Genomic DNA, 19,922 nt, shown 5'->3' with positions numbered 1-19,922 from the left:
GCTAAAAATAAGGATATCTTCTGAGGTCGGCACAAAGCCGACCAAACAGAGAGAATCTTACCAGCGGTAGTGAGCAAACGCACGGTTAGCATCTGCCATTTTATGAGTGTCTTCACGTTTTTTAACAGAAGCACCTGTGTTGTTTGCAGCGTCCATGATTTCTTTAGCTAGACGTTCTTCCATTGTGTGTTCACCGCGCAAGCGAGCGTAGTTTACTACCCAACGAAGACCTAGAGTTGTACGACGTTCAGGGCGAACTTCAACTGGTACTTGATAGTTTGAACCCCCAACACGACGTGCTTTAACTTCAAGAACAGGCATTACATTTTTCATTGCTTGTTCAAACACTTCTAATGGATCGTTACCTGTAGATTCTTTGATTAAATCAAAGGCATTATAGATAATGTTAGCTGCAATCCCGCGTTTTCCATCAACCATTACACGGTTGATTAAGCGAGTTACTAATTTTGAGTTATAAATAGGATCTGGTAAAACATCACGTTTTGCAACAGGACCTTTACGTGGCATCCGTAACTCCTCCTTCCGAAATATAGTTCTTAGTATTTACTCCTTTTATATAGAAGTAAAGTTTAATTGTTTGTTTGGCTAATTAATTAAAATTAAGCTTTAGGTTTCTTAGTACCGTATTTAGAACGGCTTTGTTTACGATCGTTAACACCAGCAGTATCTAGTGCACCACGAACGATGTGGTAACGTACCCCTGGTAAGTCTTTTACACGTCCACCGCGTAATAATACAACGCTATGTTCTTGTAAATTATGACCAATCCCTGGGATATAAGCAGTAACTTCAATCAAGTTTGACAAACGAACACGAGCATATTTACGCAAAGCTGAGTTCGGTTTTTTAGGTGTCATAGTTCCCACACGAGTTGCTACCCCACGTTTTTGAGGAGAGTTCACGTTAGTTTGAGTTTTCTTAAAGCTGTTATATCCTTTGTTCAAAGCAGGTGAATTTGATTTTTCCACCTTTGATTTACGAGGTTTACGTACTAATTGGTTAATTGTAGGCATTCCTTGTTTCCTCCTTCCCTCATTCGCATCTAGTTCCACACATCCAGGTGGTTCTTTTTTTGCGATAAAAAATAAATGCAATGTCTGCATCTTTATCAAATATGCTTTGATAAACAGTCAGCACGTCTCTTTACAGAGACCTGTAGATAAAGCACCTTCGTTAGAATAGCACGAATGAAAACCCATGTCAACTTGTTCCATATTTTTTTTGAAAATCATTCAAATTGGTACCAAAGAAAGGTATCTTTTTACTAAAATAAACGCTAAAATAAGCAGGAAAGCTCAAACTCAAAAAAGGGGAAAAGCAAACATGAATCTAAAACAACAAGCTGGTATCGAAGCCGCAAAATTTGTCAAAGATGGTATGATCGTTGGTCTTGGAACAGGATCTACTGCTTACTATATGGTAGAAGAACTTGGTCGTCGTATGCGAGAAGAAGGCTTAAATATCATAGGTGTAACAACATCAAACGCTACGAAAGAACAAGCTGAGAAACTTGGCATTCCATTAAAGAGTATTGATGATGTTGTTGAGGTTGACTTAACAATTGATGGCGCAGATGAAATTAGTACTGATTTCCAAGGGATTAAAGGTGGAGGTGCAGCCTTACTATTCGAAAAAATCGTTGCTACTTATTCAAAAGAAACGATTTGGATCGTTGATGAATCAAAATTAGTCGAAAACCTTGGTGATTTCCCTCTTCCTGTTGAAGTTATCCCTTATGGTTCGCAACAACTATTACGTCTATTTGAAGCAAAAGATTTTCATCCAGTTTTACGAAAAACAGCTGATGGTGAAACACTTAAAACTGATAGTGGTCATTTCATTATTGATTTACACCTTCAAACTATTGAACAACCAGAAATACTTGCTGACTACTTAGATAATCTCGTTGGTGTTGTTGAGCATGGCTTATTCTTGAATCTTGTTTCAAAAGTAGTTGTCGGATCCGAAAATGGTGTGAAAATTTTGGATACACCACATGCCCCTAAAGCATAGTATTTTCAGATAAAGCTTCTAGATAAAATCCACTAAAATACTATCTTTTTAGTGGGCTTTATGCTAAATTTTTACTATTGTATTCTGTTTAAAATTCACCGCTAGAAAGGAATCATCATGAAAATTATTGGTTATGCACGCACAACCATAAACGATGTTGATTTAACAACTCAGGTTGAACAACTATCTACCTTTGGTTGTCAGGAAATTTTCCATGAAACGTACGAAGCAAAAGATGCTGAGACAATGATCAAATTACAATCCGTCATTGAACAAATGCAACAAGGAGATACTCTTGTCATTTGCCAACTTCATCGTCTTGGCAAATCAACAAGACAGTTAACGGAATTTACAAAACTTTTTAACGATCGTGGGCTCCATTTAGTAAGTATCGCTGAAGAAATCGATACTCGTAAACCAATGGGCAAGGTTTACTTTCAATTAATGGAAGGTCTAGCTACGATGGAATGCTCATTGATTAAAGAACGCACTTTAATTGGCTTGAATGAAGCACGTAAAAAAGGGAAAATTGGCGGCCGTCCTAAAATTGATGCCAAAACCATCAAAAAAATTCGTCGCCTTTATTATGAGAAGAAAGAAACAATTCAATTTATTTCATCAAAATGTGGTGTTTCAGTTGGAACTTGCTATAAATATATAAATCTTCCAGAAAAAGATATTGAGCAATTATATAATTAATTAAAAATAAGTAATCTTTCCGAAGATTACTTATTTTTTTGTGTATCTGAATTCAATCTTCTATCATTTTCAATGGAAATCTTTTCAAAAAAATTGTACAATAAACAAGAACTGAAATTTTCAGAAATAAATACATTTTAAAAAGGAGCACACAACATGCCAAAATTAGTTTTTTCTCGTCACGGTCTTAGTGAATGGAACGCTTTAAACCAATTTACTGGTTGGGCTGATGTAAACTTAGCACCAGAAGGTATCGAAGAAGCAAAAGAAGGCGGACGCAAAATCAAAGAAGCTGGAATCGAATTTGATATTGCTTACACTTCTGTTTTAACTCGTGCCATCAAAACTTGTAACCTTATCTTAGAATACTCAGATCAACTTTGGGTACCTCAAGTAAAATCATGGCGCTTAAACGAACGTCATTATGGTAAATTACAAGGCTTGAACAAAAAAGAAACTGCTGAAAAATATGGTGATGAACAAGTTCATATTTGGCGCCGTTCTTACGACACTCTTCCTCCATTATTGGACGAAACTGACGAAGGTTCAGCTGCAAATGAACGTCGTTACGCTATGTTAGACAAACGCGATATTCCTGGTGGCGAAAACTTAAAAGTTACTTTGGAACGTGCTTTACCATTCTGGCAAGATCATATTGCTCCAGCATTACTAGACGACAAAACTGTTTTAGTAGCTGCACATGGTAACTCATTACGCGCTTTAGCAAAACATATCGAAGGAATCTCTGACGAAGACATTATGGATCTTGAAATTCCAACAGGTCAACCACTTGTTTATGAATTGAATGATGATCTAACTGTTGCTAAAAAATACTACTTATAATTTTCATTGATTATAAGCAAAAAAAGGAGTGGCGATAAAATCGCCACTCCTTTTTTACTTATAAATAATTAGATTCTGTCAAACACTCGCGCAAAATTTTTTCGACTGCTTGTTCATCCAATGGAACATACGCATCTGTAGCAATTTGACTGTGCTTAACAGCTTGTTCTGCCATCAAAGAAAATTTGGTTTCATCAATCCCTACCTCAGGCAAAGTCATAGGTATGCCGCATGCTTTAAAGTAATCATATGTTTTTTGAATTCCTTCTTTTGCAGCAAGATGATTTACTGACTCTTGAATTCCCCACACGTTACGAGCAAATTGTGCAAATTTTTCTTCAGTTTCTTCATTCAATGCATAATTCATCCAGCGTGGCGTCAAAATAGCCAAGCCAACGCCATGCGTAATATCATAAAATGCACTTAATTCATGTTCAATTGGATGGCAGGACCACGCACCCGTCTTTCCATTACCAGTTAATCCATTTAGAGCTAAGGTACTAGCCCACATTAAGTTTGCTCGTGCATCATAATCATCTGGATACTTCAATGCAATTGGGCAATTTTTAATGACTGTTCTAAAAATTCCTTCTGCAACGAAATCTTGAATATCTGTTCCAGCGGTCCGCTTAAAATAATTTTCAGTTAGATGACTGAAAATATCTGCTGAGCCTGCCGCCGTTTGATTCTTTGGTACAGTGAATGTCGTTGTTGGATCAAGAAATGAAACTTTGGGTAACATTTCCCAACCACCTAGACCTAGTTTTTGATTTGTTTTGGGATTTGAAATGACCGCTCCTCGATTCATTTCGCTTCCGGTTGCCGCAAGTGTTAAAACTGTTACTAATGGTAATACTTTCCCGACGTTTGCTTTTTTGATGACTAAATCCCATGGATCTCCCTCATAGAAAACGCCAGCACCAATCACTTTAGCGCAATCAATTGTTGAACCTCCGCCGACTGGAAGAATTACATCAATTTGATTTTCATGACAAAGAGCAATCCCTTTTCTAACTGTTTCAATACGAGGATTTGGTTCTACCCCACTTAGTTCTGTCACATTGAAATCATGTTCTTGCAGACGACTCATAATATTTTGATAAACACCATTTTTTTTAATACTTCCTCCACCATAAACAAGTAAAATATTTTTTCCAAACTGATTTAAGACCTCTGGTAATTCGTCCCAACGATCTTTACCAAAACGAATATCTGTTGCTACATCAAAGCGAAAGTTTTCCATTTTTCTTTTCCTCCTTACCTATTAAAAAAGCCTGGAACCAACATTAATAATAGTCGTTCCAAGCTTTTTCTACAATTATTTTGCGATTGCTGTCTCTAAACCGACTTCAATCATTTCATTAAACGTTGTTTGACGTTCTTGTGCCGTTGTTTCTTCTCCCGTAATCAAATGATCACTAACTGTCATAATTCCTAACGTTTGCACTTTATATTTTGCACCCAAATAGTAAAGTGCTGCAGCTTCCATCTCAACACCCAAAACGCCAAGTTCAGCTAGCTTTAGTGTTTCAGTTAAATCATCTTTATAAAAGGTATCTTCTGACAAAACATTTCCTACATGAGTCGTGTACCCTTTTCCTTTAGCAAATTCGTAAGCTTTTAATAGTAAATCGAAATCACCAATTGGTGGAAAATGGAATTGATGAAAATTCTTTTCAATCATAGATGAACTTGTTGCTGCACCTTGAGCAATCACTAAATCTCTCACATGAACATCTTTTGATAACGCACCACAAGTCCCAACGCGAATCAATTTTTTCACGCCATAAGAATTAATTAGTTCATGCGCATAAATAGTCGCTGAAGGCATCCCCATCCCTGTACCTTGTACAGAAACACGCTCACCTTTATATTCTCCTGTATAACCTAACATTCCACGAACTTGATTATAACAAACCGGATTTTCTAAAAAAGTTTCTGCAATATATTTTGCACGTAGTGGGTCTCCTGGAAGTAAAATCTTATCAGCAATTTCGCCTTGTTTTGCTTCGATATGAACACTCATTTAGTTTATCTCTCCTTCATTTTCAACTACTACTCTTTTTATAATACTGCTAGGGTTTCTTTCACTAAAGCTTTAAATGATTGTTTAACACGTTCCGTTGTTTCCACTACTTCTTCGTGGTTTAAATTTGCTTGCATTCCTGCCGCTAAGTTTGTGATACAAGAAATACCCAACACCTTTAATCCACCATGTGCCGCAACGATTACTTCCGGTACAGTCGACATTCCGACTGCATCAGCACCCATGACACGTGACATTTTAATTTCTGCTGGCGTTTCATAAGTTGGACCTGAATAACCCATGTAGACACCTTCTTTTAAGTCTAACCCTAACTTGTTAGCAACTTCTTTTGCAGATTCTCGATACGCAGGTGTGTAAGCTTGACTCATATCCGGGAAACGTGGGCCGATTTCATCTTCATTTGGTCCAATCAACGGATTAGTGCCTGTAAAATTAATATGATCACTGATCAGCATCAAATCACCTGGTACAAAAGATTCATTTACGCCACCGCAAGCATTTGTTACGATCACTGAATGTGCACCAAGAGCGCCCATTACTCGGACTGGATAAGTAACTGTTTGCATGGAATGCCCTTCATAAAAATGAAAACGTCCTTGCATTGCTAAGACTTTTTTGCCTGATAATGTACCGTAAACTAGTTGTCCCGCATGTCCAACAACTGTTGAAACTGGGAAGAAAGGAATTTTGTCATATGGAATCTTAATTGCATCTTCAATTTCATCTGCCAACTCACCAAGACCTGAGCCAAGAATCATACCAAATTCAATTTCTTTTACTCCTTGATCAAGGATGAATTGAGTTGTTTCTTGTAACATTTCGCTTAATTTTTTCATTCTTTTTCTCCTAAGTTATGGTTTTTAGTAACTATTATTTCAGCAATTTCAAGAAGCTTTCACCATTTTCAGTTGCTGGTACTTCAAAGTTTTCAGCAATCGTTGCTGAGATATCTGCATAGTACCCTTGTGGTAAGCTTCCTTGTTCATTCATTTTTTTACTATAAGCCAATAATGGTACATATTCACGCGTATGATCTGTTCCTGGGAATGTTGGATCATTTCCGTGGTCTGCTGTGATCAACAATAAATCATCATCATTCATTGCATCAAGTAACTCCGGAATGCGTAAATCAAATTCTTCAATTGCATGTGCGTAACCAACAACATCACGACGATGACCAAATAAAGCATCAAAGTCTACTAAATTAGTAAAGCTTAGTCCGTTGAAATCCTGCTTCATCACATTTAATAGTTGATCTACACCATCCATATTACTTTTAGTACGGACAGATTGAGTGATTCCTTGGCCGTTGAAGATGTCATTAATTTTGCCAACAGCAATCACATCTTTACCAGCTTCTTTTAATGAGTCTAAAACTGTATGTCCAAATGGATCAAGAGCATAGTCATGACGGTTACTTGTTCGAGTGAAGTTTCCTGGTTCTCCAATATAAGGACGTGCGATAATTCTTCCAATCATGTATGGATCATCTTTCGTAATATCACGAACAAATTGGCAAATACGATACAACTCTTCCAAAGGAATAATTTCTTCATGTGCAGCAATTTGCAAAACAGGATCTGCAGACGTATAAACAATCAAGTCACCTGTCTTCATTTGATGTTCACCATAATCATCAATTACAGCTGTTCCGCTATAAGGTTTGTTACAAACAATTTTTCGTCCAGAGAATTCTTCAATTTGTTGTAATAATTCATCAGGAAATCCATTGGGAAATACCCGAAATGGTGTCTTGATATTCAAGCCCATAATTTCCCAGTGACCTGTCATCGTATCTTTACCAACAGAAACTTCTTCTAATTTTGTTGCATAGCCTTGATGATCTGTTACAGTCTTTACGCCTTCTAATGGGCGAATTGCACCTAAGCCTAAGTTTTCTAAGTGAGGAATTGTTAAACCTGCTTCTTTTGCAATATGACCTAGCGTATCTGATCCAACATCATTAAATTTGTCTGCATCAGGTGCTTCACCAATTCCGACTGAATCCATTACAATTAAGTGTACGCGTTTAAACATTTCGATTCCTTCTTTCTTTTCATCTTTTCTACTTTAAACTAAACAAAAAAGGCGAGACGAAGAAACACTTCCCATAGTCCCACCCTTTTTATTAACTAAAAATTATTTGGATTTGATATAGTTCTTCCCATTTGCTTTCGGACCAGATGCTTGTCCTAAGAAAACAACTAAGACGATAATTGTTAACAAGTAAGGTGCAATTTGTAATAACACTGGTGGAATGGAAGAAATCACTGGAAGCTGTGCTCCTATAATACTCAAACTTTGTGCAAAACCAAAGAATAATGATGCACCCATTACACCCAAAGGATTCCACTTACCAAAAATCATTGCTGCCATCGAAATGAAACCTTGGCCAACAATCGTTCCCGCAGAGAAATTACCTGAGATTGATTGAGCAAATACTGCACCACCCATACCGCCTAATAAACCTGAAAGCAAAACGCCTGAATAACGCATCGCATAAACATTGATGCCTAAAGTATCTGCAGCTTGTGGATTTTCTCCGACAGAACGCAGACGTAAACCAAATCTTGTTTTAAAAATGACAAACCAAGCAATTACAGCAATTAAAATAGCACAATAGGCTGGTAAGAATGTATTTTTAAAGAAAATTGGACCAATCACAGGAATTTTTGATAACCCAGGAAATGAGAAATAACCTAAGTTTCGTGTGATATTATCTGTTTGTCCTTTTCCATACCACGCTTTAACTAAGAACACACCTAACGCAGGTGCCATCAAGTTGATTACCGTACCACTAATAATGTGGTCTGCACGAAGACTAACTGTTGCCACTGCATGAAGTAATGAAAATAAAACACCAACTATCCCACCAACTAGAATGGCAATCCAAGGTGTCATCGCGCCTAAAGATGGACTCATCGTTAAATTGAATACGATTGAGCTGAAAGCGCCCATTACCATAATTCCTTCTAAACCAACGTTAACGATTCCGCTTCGTTCAGAAAATGTTCCACCTAACGATGTCAAAATCAAAGGTGTGGAATAAACTAATGTTGACGTAAGGATTAAAGCAATCAATTCTACAGCTGTCATTATAAATTCCCTCCTTCTTGATCTTGATGCGTTGATTTAGATTCAATTGTTTCAACTACAGCTACTTGTTTTTTACCTTGGAAAAATTTTGCCATAATAAAACGGATTAAGAAGTTAATACCAATAAAGAAGATAATCAATGCAATTGATACATTCACGATTTCAAATGGCACACCGGCACCTGTTTGCATTCCCAAACCACCGATTTTTAAAATACTGAATAAAATTGCTGACAACAACACACCAATTGCTGAACCAGAGCCCAGTAAAGATACTGCCATTCCGTCAAAGCCAATTGCTAAAGAAGTTGTTTGAACAAAAAAGTTTTGGTACGTTCCCAAACCTTCAACAACGCCCCCTAATCCTGCAAGTGTACCAGAAATAACCATTGATAAAACAATTGTTCGTTTGCTACTCATTCCTGCATATTCTGACGCAAAAGGATTTAGACCAACTGAACGAATTTCATATCCCAAAGTTGTCTTTTTCATAAGTAACCACACAAGGAACAAAGCAATTAGAGCTAAGAACAAACCAGCGTTTACCCGAGAACCGCCAAACATTTGGGTTAACCAAGGAACTCTTAATGAAGCATTTTGACTAATTAAATTGGATGAGTCTAAACTTGAACGATAACTTTCTGGCATCACATCATGTAAAGCATAAGTGCTTAAATACAATAAAATATAATTCATCATAATTGTGACGATTACTTCACTGGTTCCAAAGAACGCGCGTAATAATCCGGGAATTGCCGCAGCCATCGCCCCTGCCAAAGCACCTAAGATGACACAAGCTGGAAGCAAAATCACCTTCGGCAGATCTGGAAAGGCCAACGCAAACCACACACTAACAATCCAGCCACATAGCGCTTGTCCAGAAAGCCCGATATTAAAGAAACCCGCTGAATTCGCCACTGAAAATCCTAACGCTGTAAAAATGAGCGGTGTTGCTTGTCGTAAAGTTTCACCAATACTTCGTTGTGAACCTAGCGCAGCTTCCAACATAGAAGAGTATCCTTGAATTGGATTATATCCAAAAGCTGCCATTAATAATGCACCTAAAATTAATCCTAAAATTACTGAAAAAATAGGTACAAGTAAATTACGGAGTTTTTCGCTACGATCATTCATGTGCGCCACCCGCCTTTTCTAACTCTTTTCTTGCTTCTTCTAAAGAATAGCCCGCCATTAATAGACCTAATTCATTTTCAGATGTTTCTTTTGGATCAACAACCCCAACGATTTTACCTTGGTGAAGCACAGCAATTCGATCAGACACATTTAAAATTTCTTCTAATTCGAAACTAACTAACAATACTGCTTTGAACTTATCTCGTTGTTCGATCAAACGTTTATGGATAAATTCAATGGCTCCTACATCTAGTCCACGTGTTGGATTCGCAACAATCAATAAATCTGGGTCGCGATCAATTTCGCGTGCAATAATTGCTTTTTGTTGATTCCCACCAGATAGCGCCTTAGCTGGAACTAATTCATTCGTCGTACGAACATCATACTCATCAATCAATTCTCTCGCATGTTCATTGATAACTGAATAATTTAATAGTCCAACTTTGCTATAAGGAGATTGGTAATATGTTTGAAGAGCAATATTTTCAGATAACGTCATGTCTAGAACTAAACCATATTTATGGCGATCTTCTGGGACATGGCCGACGCCAGACTCCGTAATTTTTCTTGGACGTTTATTACTAATTTCTTCACCCTTTAAGCGAATACTTCCACTTTCAACTTTTCGCAAACCAGTTAATGCTTGAATCAACTCAGATTGACCATTGCCATCAATTCCTGCAATTCCTAAAACTTCTCCTGCACGAACTTCTAGATTTAAGCTTTTTACTGCTTCTAATCCACGATTTTCATTTACAACTAAATCTTCAATCGCTAGGACAACTTCTTGAGGGCGAGCTTCTTTTTTATCCGTTTTAAATGAAACCGTTCGGCCAACCATCATATCAGCAAGTTGCTGTGAACTAACATCTTTTACATTGACAGTTCCAATTCCTTGACCTCGTCTGATAACTGTACAGCGATCAGCTACGGCTTTAATCTCATCTAATTTATGGGTAATCAAAATAATAGATTTACCTTCTTTAACTAATTCTTTCATAATCAAAATTAGTTCATCAATTTCTTGTGGTGTCAAAACAGCTGTTGGTTCATCAAAAATCAAGACATCTGCACCACGATAAAGTGTTTTTAAAATCTCGACACGTTGTTCCATTCCAACAGAAATATCACGAACGTAAGCATCTGGATTAACTGACAGTCCATATTGTTCTGATACTTTTTGAATTTCTTCACGTGCTTTTTTGCGATCAACAATTCCCATCCGACTTGGCTCGCTACCTAAAATTATGTTTTCAGTAACAGTGAACGCATCAACTAACATAAAATGTTGGTGAACCATTCCAATCCCTAATTGGTTGGCTTTAGTTGGGCTTGTGATTTGAACCTTTTTCCCATGCATCAAAATTTCTCCTGATGTTGGTTCTAAAAGGCCAGATAAAACGTTCATTAATGTTGACTTGCCAGCACCGTTTTCTCCAAGTAACGCATGGATCTCCCCAGCTTTTACTTGCAAATTGATGTTGTCATTTGCTTTGAATGTTCCAAACTGCTTGGTAATATTCCGCATTTCGATGACAATATTTTCTTGAACCACATTTTTCACATCCTAACGATTTCTATCTAGGGCAACGATGAGTAAAGATTTCTGACTATCGGAAATCCGTCCTCGCAAATTGAAGTAAATTCACTTCAGGGGGTGTTCCCTTATTCAAACAGTCAAATTTTGACCACTTGAATAAACAAACAACTACTAAAATTGAACCATAGCCCTGTCAAACAGTTGTCTAACAAGGCTATAGAAAAATTATTATTTGCTTTCTGGAACTTCAGGAACTTTTACATCGCCTGCAATGATTTTTTCTTTAGCAGCATCAACTGCTTTTTGTGCTTCATCAGAAAGTTGACCTTTTGTTAAGCCAACACCGTCTTCTTTCAAGCCATAAACAGTATGTTCTCCACCAGGGAAGTCACCATCTGCAGATTTTTGAGCTAAGTCTTCAACAACAGTGCCCACACCTTTAAGTGTAGATGTTAATGTGAAGTTTTTATCTTCGCCGTTTAATGTGTAGCCGCCTTCGTCTGATTGGTCACGGTCAACACCGATTACCCAAACTTTTTTGTCGCCAGATTCATTTAATGATTTTGCTTCTTGGAATACACCATTACCAGTTCCGCCTGAAGCATGGAAGATAATGTCTGCATTTTGTGCGTACATACCTTGTGCAATTGAACGACCTTTGTCTGGTGCAGAGAAATCACCAGCATATTGGTTTTTCACGTCAATTTTTTTACCTAATTCTTTCGCCCCTGCTTCAACACCGGCTGTAAACCCAGCATCAAAACGGTCGATAACTTCACCTTTTACTCCGCCAATGAAACCAACAACATTTGTTTCAGTTGTGTAAGCTGCAGCGATCCCTGCTAAGTAAGAAGCTTCGTTGTCTTTAAATGTTGCAGAAACTACGTTGTCTAAGCCATCAATAACATCATCGATAATAACAAAGTTTGTTTCAGGATTATTTGTTGCTTGTTCTTTAATGGCAGGTTGTAATTTATACCCAATTCCAAAGATTGTTTGGAATCCTGCTGTTAAAGCTTGGTCGATATTTGGAATATAATCTGATTCATTTGAAGATTGGAAATACTGGTAGCCATCGTTTCCACGTGAAAGCTTGTGTTCTTTACCCCAAGCTTCTAGACCTTCCCAAGCTGACTGGTTGAATGAACGGTCGTCGACACCGCCTGTATCTGTGATTAATGCTGCAGTTGTTCCTGCTGATGAGCTTCCACTTCCACCATCAGTTGAATCTGTTCCGCTATTGCCATTGCCACATGCAGTTAGAAGTAATCCAGCTGTTAATGCTACGGCACCCAAACCAAATAATTTTGCTTTTTTCATTTCTGTAAAGCCCCCTAAAATAATTGTTTTTTCAACAGTCAGCTGACTGAATGAACATAGGTTATAAATCTTTTTCTGTGAATGCATACGGTAGTAGTTCTCTAACCGTCATTGTCTTTGTCACACCATCATCGCCAACCAACGTGACTGGCATTTCTGGTGAGCAAAATTCTGCCATTACTTGTCGACAAGCCCCACATGGTGAAATTGGTTCTGGCGTGTGACCAGCAATAACCAAATGAGAAAAGTGTTTTTCGCCTTCTGACACAGCTTTAAAAAATGCTGTTCGTTCAGCACAATTGGTTAATCCAAAAGAAGCATTCTCAATATTTACGCCTTGATACGTCTTTTCTGTATCTGTTACTAAACACGCACCAACTGGGAAATGTGAATATGGGACATATGCTTTTTCCAATGCTGCTACAGCAATATCAATCCATTCTTGTTTTGCCACTTCACTCATTTTAGTATCCTTCGCCAACTGAGCCAGAGATAATAGCAACTCCAGCACTCGTACCAATTCGTGTTGCTCCTGCTTCAACCATTGCTACAGCTTCTTCTTCATTGTGGATACCACCAGAAGCTTTCACGCCCATTTCAGGACCAACAGTTGCGCGCATTAAACGTATATCTTCTACTTTAGCGCCACCAGTTGAAAACCCAGTCGATGTCTTAACAAAGTCTGCTCCTGCAATTTTTGCAAGTTCACAAGCTTTGACGATTTCTTCATTTGTTAACAGTGCTGTCTCAATAATTACTTTAACAAGTGCGCGATCTTTTGCCGCTTCGACTACTGCCTCAATATCTTGTTGAACTTTATTGAACTGTTTTGATTTCAATGCACCAATATTGATGACCATATCCACTTCGTCAGCACCATTATTGATTGCATCTGTCGTTTCATAGGCTTTAACAGCAGAAGTATTTGCTCCTAAAGGAAAGCCGATTACTGTACAGACTGCAACAGGTTCACCTTTTAACTGTTCTTTTGCTAATGAAACCCAAGTTGGATTGATACATACAGAATAAAAATGATATTTTTTTGCTTCTTCAATGATGCGTAACACATCTTCCTCTGTCGCATCTGCCTTTAAAATTGTGTGGTCAATCATTCGATTTAATTCCATTTTTTTCTTCCTTCCTACTCAGTAATAATATCGTGTACTAAAATTGGTTTTTTAGCTGAATCACTGATTTCAATGTTTTGATATAATAATTCGACAACTTGAGAAAGATCTTCTGTATTACTATAGATAGTTAATAAAGATTCGCCTTCTTGTACTGAATCGCCAATTTTTTTATGCAATTTCAAACCAACTGCGTGATCAATCGCATCTTCTTTCGTTTTACGACCGGCACCCAGCATCATCGCCGCGATACCCAATTCGTTAGCAACGATTTTAGAAACTAACCCAGCAGATTTTGCGGGAAGTTCTACTTGATATCGTGCTGTCAGAAGCAGTTCTGGTTTTTCAACCACGCGAATATCTCCGCCTTGGTTTTGAATCATTTCCTTGAATTTTTCTAAGGCTTTACCTGAAGTTAACGCTTCTTGTAGCATTACACGAGCCTCTTCTACAGAGTCAGCTTTCTTAGCTAAAACAACCATTTGACTACCCAATACGTAACACATTTCGATTAAGTCTTCTGGACCATTCCCTTGCAATGTTTCAATTGCCTCAACTACTTCTAAACTGTTACCGATTGCCTCACCTAATGGCTCGGACATATCAGAAATTACGGCAATCGTTTGACGATTAGCAAGTTTGCCAATACTTGTCATTGTTTTTGCGAGGCGTCTCGCATCCTCAATGTTTTTCATGAAGGCACCGTCACCAGTTGTTACATCTAGAACAATTGCATCCGCACCAGCTGCAATTTTCTTACTCATAATTGAGCTGGCAATTAAAGGAATTGAATCTACAGTCGCCGTTACGTCACGTAAAGCGTAGAGCTTTTTATCCGCTGGGGCTAAATTCCCTGATTGTCCAATAACAGCAACTTGACTTTCATTAACAATTCGAATGAATTCTTCATCTGAAAGTTCAATTTTAAATCCAGGAATTGCTTCTAATTTGTCTAACGTTCCGCCAGTATAACCAAGCCCACGTCCTGACATTTTCGCCACAGTCACACCCACACTTGCAACTAACGGTGCTAAGATCAAAGTAGTTGTATCTCCAACTCCACCCGTAGAATGTTTATCTACTTTAATACCATTCAATGAAGTCAAGTCGATCACATCACCAGAATTTGCCATTGCTAAAGTCATGTTTGTAATTTCTTCATCAGTCATATCTTGATAAAAGATTGCCATCAATAATGCGCTGAGCTGATAATCTGGAATTTGATTGTTTGTATAATTAGTAATTATGTAATCAATCTCATTCTTTGTTAAGGTTTTTCCATCCCTCTTTTTTTCAATCAAATCTACCATTCGCATCGCTTGATCCTCCTAGCCTTCATTCGGTATTATACATTATTTTTATAAAAGGTAAACCACTTTAGTAAACTGGTTTACTAAAAATGCAAAAGGCTTTGCCCTGCATTTGTAAACACTTACATAAGCAATATACCGCCCACTTAGCCATTTGTCAATGCTTTTACGCTCTCACGAATAATTAATTTTGTCTCGAAGACTTTGTTCGGAACTTTGCGTTGAGGGAATTCAATCGTATCGATTAGAAAACGAGCCGCATAAAATCCAATATCAAAACTAGGTTGTCGCACCGTCGTTAATTGTGGAATCATGTACTCAGATAATTTTAATCCATCAAAACCGATGACAGAAATATCATCCGGAATTTTTTTACCCATTTCATGAATAGCTTGATAACAACCGATTGCCATTGCATCATTTCCACAAAAAATCGCTGTGATATCTTTGTGTTCCAATAATTTTTTAGTTGCGTCATATCCACCTTGAACCGTTAGTTCGCCATGCTCAACGAATTTCCCATTAAACGATATTCCATGATCTTTTAGTGCATGTCGATAGCCATTAAACCGTTCTTCTAGTTGATAGTAGCCAGTTGTTTCCTTTAACATGCCAATTTTTGTGTGCCCTTCTTTGATAAATAATGAAACAGCTTGATACGCTCCCTCATATTCTTTAACAATTAAGCGGCCACTATCTCGACGATTTAAACCACGATCAATCAAGATAATCGGCATATTTTTATAAAATCCACTGTCTAAAGCATAAGCCTCTGGTAAAACGTTTGGTGTAGCTAATAAAATCCCATCGACTGAACGATGCGCTAATTCACGTAAATATTTGATTTCATTTTCTTGCTTGTGTCTTGAATTACACAACATAATTACATACCCAAGTGGATTTAAATAGCTTTCGACACCTTCAATTAGTTTTGAGAAAAAAAAGTCTGTTACATCTGGAACAATCATTCCAATTGTTTTTGAATGACGGTTGATTACATTTGAAGCAAAATAATCTGGCTTATAATGATGTTCATTAACAATGTTCAAAACTTTTTTTCTAGTTTTGTCACTAAAGCGACTTCCTTTATTATTCAAAATTTGCGAAACAGTTGTAACTGATACACCAGCCATCTCAGCAATATCTCTAATTGTTAACTTCACTTTTTCTCCCCCTCAACTTGAACTTTTAATCAGTGTAACAAAACCTTTTCTAAAAAAATAGTTAATTGATAGCACTTTCTTAAAATGAAAATAATTTTGCAAACAAAAAAATTGCAATAGATATTCCACACTCGAATATCTATTGCAATAAAAATTGATGGCCAAACTTATTCTTTTACACTTTTAATAATGTAATAACCTTTGTCTTTGGTAACGATTGTTGCGTTGCCAAAAGTTTCTTCCATTTTCTTTTGTGCACTTGGTGCGCCCTGTTTTTTCTGAATGACAATTGTCAACGTGCCACCTGTTTCTAGAAGTGGATAGGCGCCTGTCAAAATTTCGTGAACAACTTTTTTTCCAGCACGAATAGGCGGATTGCTAATAATCGCTGCGTACTTTTCTTGATGCACATCTTCGTAAATATTTGATTGATGAATGTCTACGTTCGCCAGTTGATTACGCTTCGCATTTCCTTGTGCTAATTCCACTGCGCGTAAATTAATGTCAATCATTTCAATCGTACGTTGGCTAGCATACGCAATGGCTAACCCAATTGGTCCATAACCACAGCCAACATCTAACACGTTTCCTTCAGCTGGAATTTCTTCCCAATCAAATGCGTCGATTAACACACGCGAACCATAGTCTACCGTTTCACGTGAAAATACCCCGGCATCTGTCACAAAGTGAAATAATTTTCCTTTTAACTCAAACGACCATTGCTCAAAGTCATGGGCAACATTGGGACGCTCTGTATAATAATGATCTGTCATCTTTTCCATCCTTCTTCTATTATGCTGCACATAGTCTACCTTTTTCTTCAAAAACAAACAAGTACTATCCATTCAAAATCAGTTCATTTAACTCGTTTCTTTCTTTGATTTTAGCAAATCGAACCTATTGGATAAAGCCATGTTTTCAAATTCGTGAAAAAGTCTTCTCATTCCCTTTATAAGAGGTAGGGTTTAGCACTATTTTATGTTAGAATAAATCCATTGACGGGAGAGAACGCAGGAGGCTATTATGAACGACCCAATGAACTACTATCGTATTGCAAGGGAAGAATGGCAAGAATTTTATCGTAATGGACAAGCACCACTGACACAAGCGGAATTAGACAGCATCAAAAGCTTGAATGATCGAATCTCGATGCAAGATGTTCAAGATATTTATGTTCCTTTAACGCACCTCATTCATCTTTATATGAAAGAATTTGAATCTTTATCATTAAGTAAAGGACTCTTTCTCCATAAATATGTACCTGTGTCGCCTTTCATTATTGGAATTGCGGGGAGCGTTGCTGTTGGAAAAAGTACAACTGCACGTTTGTTGCAAACAATCTTGTCTCGTACGCTAAAACGACGAAACGTTCAATTGATTACGACTGATGGTTTTTTGTATCCTAATAAGGTCTTGCGTGAAAAAGGAATCATGGATCGCAAAGGATTTCCTGAAAGCTATGACATGGAAATGCTCATTGATTTTTTAAATCAAGTGAAGTCTGGAAAAGACGAGTTGAAAGTTCCTATCTACTCTCATGATGTTTATGATATTATTCCCGACGAGTATGAAGTGATCCAGCAACCAGATATTTTAATCGTTGAAGGAATCAATACCTTACAACTCCCAGCTAACCAACAAATTTACGTTAGTGACTTTTTTGATTTTTCTGTTTTTGTTGATGCCGAACCTGATTTGATTGAAAAATGGTATCTCGATCGTTTTGCTGCGCTGTTAGACACAGCTTTTCAAAATCCTGAGAATTATTATTATCGTTTTGCAATCGGTGATCGTGAAGACGCCTTTCAAATGGCCAAAGAAGTCTGGAAAAATGTGAATTTGAAAAATTTAGAGGAATATATCTTGCCTACACGTGGTAGAGCAGATATAATTCTCCATAAAACTGAAAATCATATCATCGATTCGATTTTCATGCGCAAATATTAGCATTTTAAAATAGTAAAACTATTTTGAGATAAATTTAAATGGATAGGGGTAATAAATGTGACAAACGTTGCCGATATGACGAACGTTGAAAAGATTATCGTGTTAGATTATGGTAGCCAGTATAATCAATTGATTACACGACGCATCCGTGATTTAGGGGTCTTTTCTGAATTATTGAGCCACCGAATTACTGCAGAAGAAGTTAAAGCTATGAATCCAAAAGGAATTATCCTTTCTGGTGGACCAAACAGTGTTTATGACGAAGGTGCTTTTAGTATTGATCCTGAGATTTTCAATTTAGGTATACCTGTATTAGGAATTTGTTACGGAATGCAGTTGATTACGTACAATCTTGGTGGGAAAGTTGAACCTGCTAAAAACCGTGAATACGGAAAAGCCTTATTGGAAGTTACAACAGATGATGCGGTGTTATTCACTGATACACCAAAAGAACAAACGGTTTGGATGAGTCATGGCGACTTAGTAACGAAAGTTCCTGAAGGTTTTGAAGTTGTCGGTACAAGCAAAGACTGTCCTATCGCTTCTATTCAAGATACTACACGTAACTTTTATGGTATCCAATTCCATGCTGAAGTACGTCATTCTGAATACGGAATCGAATTATTACGTCACTTTGCCTTCGATGTCTGCCATTGCCAAGGTAACTGGTCAATGGATAGCTTCATTGATATGCAAGTTGAAAAAATCCGTGAACAAGTTGGCGACAAAAAAGTCTTGCTTGGCCTTTCTGGCGGAGTTGACTCAAGTGTTGTTGGTGTCCTTTTACAAAAAGCGATTGGCGACCAATTAACATCAATTTTTGTTGACCATGGTTTGTTACGCAAAAATGAAGCAGATCAAGTAATGGAAAGCTTAGGTGGAAAATTCGGCCTAAACATCATCAAAGTAGATGCACGTGATCGTTTCTTAAACAAACTAAAAGGTGTTTCTGATCCTGAACAAAAGCGCAAAATCATTGGTAATGAATTTGTTTATGTTTTTGATGATGAAGCAACAAAATTAGCTGGCGAAGAAGGTATTTCTTTCTTGGCACAAGGAACACTTTATACAGACGTTATCGAAAGTGGTACTGAAACAGCTCAAACAATCAAATCTCACCATAATGTTGGTGGACTACCTGAAGATATGCAATTCGAATTAATCGAACCTTTAAATACACTCTTCAAAGACGAAGTACGTGAATTAGGAACTCAACTTGGAATGCCTGACTCAATCGTTTGGCGTCAACCATTCCCTGGACCTGGTCTTGGTATCCGTGTCTTAGGTGAAATCAGCGAAGACAAATTAGAAATCGTTCGTGAATCAGATGCTATCTTGCGTGAAGAAATCGCAGCAGCTGGTCTTGATCGTGACATCTGGCAATACTTTACTGTCTTACCTGGCATTCGTTCAGTTGGTGTTATGGGTGATGGCCGTACGTATGATTACACAGTCGGTATCCGTGCAGTTACTTCGATTGATGGAATGACAGCTGACTTTGCTCGTATTCCTTGGGATGTCTTGCAAAAAATCTCTGTTCGCATCGTAAATGAAGTCGCACACGTAAACCGCATCGTGTACGATATTACTTCTAAGCCACCTGCAACTGTGGAGTGGGAGTAGTTGTAGGAGAGCCAGAAATCCTTGTTTATCAAGGGTTTCT

The 19,922-nt window shown here is 37.6% G+C and carries 20 protein-coding genes; 5 read left to right on the top strand and 15 right to left on the bottom strand.

Annotated elements, in window-relative coordinates; all coding sequences use genetic code 11:
• Window positions 1-57 precede the first annotated feature (57 nt).
• Complete coding sequence (gene rpsG / locus AB3I20_RS07965) at window positions 58-528, bottom strand: 30S ribosomal protein S7 (RefSeq protein ID WP_067483554.1); 471 nt, start codon at window positions 526-528, stop codon at window positions 58-60.
• Window positions 529-620: 92 nt separating this feature from the next.
• Window positions 621-1,034, bottom strand: coding sequence for a 30S ribosomal protein S12 (gene rpsL, locus AB3I20_RS07960; protein ID WP_002294318.1), 414 nt, complete (start codon window positions 1,032-1,034; stop codon window positions 621-623).
• A gap of 310 nt (window positions 1,035-1,344) precedes the next feature.
• On the opposite strand from rpsL, the gene rpiA reads away from it, so the two are divergent.
• From rpiA to gpmA, 3 genes are all read left to right on the top strand, one after another.
• A complete protein-coding gene (rpiA, locus tag AB3I20_RS07955) occupies window positions 1,345-2,034 on the top strand; it encodes a ribose-5-phosphate isomerase RpiA (RefSeq protein ID WP_270346035.1) in 690 nt (229 codons plus the stop codon).
• A 117-nt stretch (window positions 2,035-2,151) separates the two neighbouring features.
• Window positions 2,152-2,733 (top strand): recombinase family protein, encoded by a 582-nt coding sequence (locus tag AB3I20_RS07950; protein ID WP_067483558.1) that lies wholly within the window; start codon window positions 2,152-2,154, stop codon window positions 2,731-2,733.
• A gap of 156 nt (window positions 2,734-2,889) precedes the next feature.
• Window positions 2,890-3,576 carry a 2,3-diphosphoglycerate-dependent phosphoglycerate mutase gene (gpmA, locus tag AB3I20_RS07945; protein ID WP_067483560.1) on the top strand — a complete coding sequence of 229 codons (687 nt, stop codon included), beginning with the start codon at window positions 2,890-2,892 and terminating at the stop codon, window positions 3,574-3,576.
• A gap of 58 nt (window positions 3,577-3,634) precedes the next feature.
• Here gpmA and AB3I20_RS07940 read toward each other — a convergent pair whose 3' ends face one another.
• From AB3I20_RS07940 to AB3I20_RS07880, 13 genes are all read right to left on the bottom strand, one after another.
• Window positions 3,635-4,819, bottom strand: a complete 1,185-nt coding sequence (locus AB3I20_RS07940; protein WP_271026976.1) for an iron-containing alcohol dehydrogenase — start codon at window positions 4,817-4,819, stop codon at window positions 3,635-3,637.
• Window positions 4,820-4,894: 75 nt separating this feature from the next.
• Window positions 4,895-5,602 carry a purine-nucleoside phosphorylase gene (gene deoD, locus AB3I20_RS07935; RefSeq protein ID WP_067483564.1) on the bottom strand — a complete coding sequence of 236 codons (708 nt, stop codon included), beginning with the start codon at window positions 5,600-5,602 and terminating at the stop codon, window positions 4,895-4,897.
• A 38-nt stretch (window positions 5,603-5,640) separates the two neighbouring features.
• The gene (locus tag AB3I20_RS07930) at window positions 5,641-6,459 is read right to left on the bottom strand and encodes a purine-nucleoside phosphorylase (RefSeq protein WP_067483566.1); all 819 of its coding nucleotides are present in this window, start codon (window positions 6,457-6,459) and stop codon (window positions 5,641-5,643) included.
• A gap of 34 nt (window positions 6,460-6,493) precedes the next feature.
• On the bottom strand, window positions 6,494-7,660 hold the full coding sequence (deoB, locus tag AB3I20_RS07925) for a phosphopentomutase (protein ID WP_067483569.1): 1,167 nt from the start codon (window positions 7,658-7,660) through the stop codon (window positions 6,494-6,496).
• A gap of 102 nt (window positions 7,661-7,762) precedes the next feature.
• Entirely contained in the window at window positions 7,763-8,719 is a 957-nt protein-coding gene (locus tag AB3I20_RS07920; RefSeq protein WP_067483571.1) for an ABC transporter permease, read from the bottom strand.
• Entirely contained in the window at window positions 8,719-9,852 is a 1,134-nt protein-coding gene (locus AB3I20_RS07915) for an ABC transporter permease (protein WP_067483573.1), read from the bottom strand. Before AB3I20_RS07915 ends, AB3I20_RS07920 begins: the two co-directional genes overlap by 1 nt.
• Complete coding sequence (locus AB3I20_RS07910) at window positions 9,845-11,407, bottom strand: ABC transporter ATP-binding protein (protein WP_270607867.1); 1,563 nt, start codon at window positions 11,405-11,407, stop codon at window positions 9,845-9,847. Before AB3I20_RS07910 ends, AB3I20_RS07915 begins: the two co-directional genes overlap by 8 nt.
• A gap of 213 nt (window positions 11,408-11,620) precedes the next feature.
• On the bottom strand, window positions 11,621-12,712 hold the full coding sequence (locus tag AB3I20_RS07905; protein ID WP_067483707.1) for a BMP family protein: 1,092 nt from the start codon (window positions 12,710-12,712) through the stop codon (window positions 11,621-11,623).
• 61 nt (window positions 12,713-12,773) lie between these two features.
• The gene (locus AB3I20_RS07900) at window positions 12,774-13,175 is read right to left on the bottom strand and encodes a cytidine deaminase (protein ID WP_368027152.1); all 402 of its coding nucleotides are present in this window, start codon (window positions 13,173-13,175) and stop codon (window positions 12,774-12,776) included.
• A 1-nt stretch (window position 13,176) separates the two neighbouring features.
• A complete protein-coding gene (gene deoC, locus AB3I20_RS07895) occupies window positions 13,177-13,839 on the bottom strand; it encodes a deoxyribose-phosphate aldolase (protein ID WP_071868759.1) in 663 nt (220 codons plus the stop codon).
• A 14-nt stretch (window positions 13,840-13,853) separates the two neighbouring features.
• Window positions 13,854-15,155: a pyrimidine-nucleoside phosphorylase gene (locus AB3I20_RS07890; RefSeq protein ID WP_071868760.1), complete on the bottom strand. Its 1,302-nt coding sequence runs from the start codon at window positions 15,153-15,155 to the stop codon at window positions 13,854-13,856.
• A 140-nt stretch (window positions 15,156-15,295) separates the two neighbouring features.
• Window positions 15,296-16,312, bottom strand: a complete 1,017-nt coding sequence (locus AB3I20_RS07885; protein WP_311797957.1) for a substrate-binding domain-containing protein — start codon at window positions 16,310-16,312, stop codon at window positions 15,296-15,298.
• 167 nt (window positions 16,313-16,479) lie between these two features.
• Window positions 16,480-17,085 carry a class I SAM-dependent methyltransferase gene (locus AB3I20_RS07880; RefSeq protein WP_271026978.1) on the bottom strand — a complete coding sequence of 202 codons (606 nt, stop codon included), beginning with the start codon at window positions 17,083-17,085 and terminating at the stop codon, window positions 16,480-16,482.
• A 250-nt stretch (window positions 17,086-17,335) separates the two neighbouring features.
• Between AB3I20_RS07880 and coaA the strand changes: the two genes are divergently transcribed.
• A complete protein-coding gene (gene coaA / locus AB3I20_RS07875) occupies window positions 17,336-18,259 on the top strand; it encodes a type I pantothenate kinase (RefSeq protein ID WP_067483584.1) in 924 nt (307 codons plus the stop codon).
• Between the two features lie 57 nt (window positions 18,260-18,316).
• Window positions 18,317-19,882, top strand: coding sequence for a glutamine-hydrolyzing GMP synthase (guaA, locus tag AB3I20_RS07870; protein ID WP_270346033.1), 1,566 nt, complete (start codon window positions 18,317-18,319; stop codon window positions 19,880-19,882).
• Window positions 19,883-19,922: the final 40 nt, after the last annotated feature.

Source organism: Enterococcus sp. C50 (assembly GCF_040887505.1).
GTDB classification, from domain to species: domain Bacteria; phylum Bacillota; class Bacilli; order Lactobacillales; family Enterococcaceae; genus Enterococcus_B; species Enterococcus_B thailandicus.
This window is presented reverse-complemented; position numbering and strand designations above follow the sequence as displayed.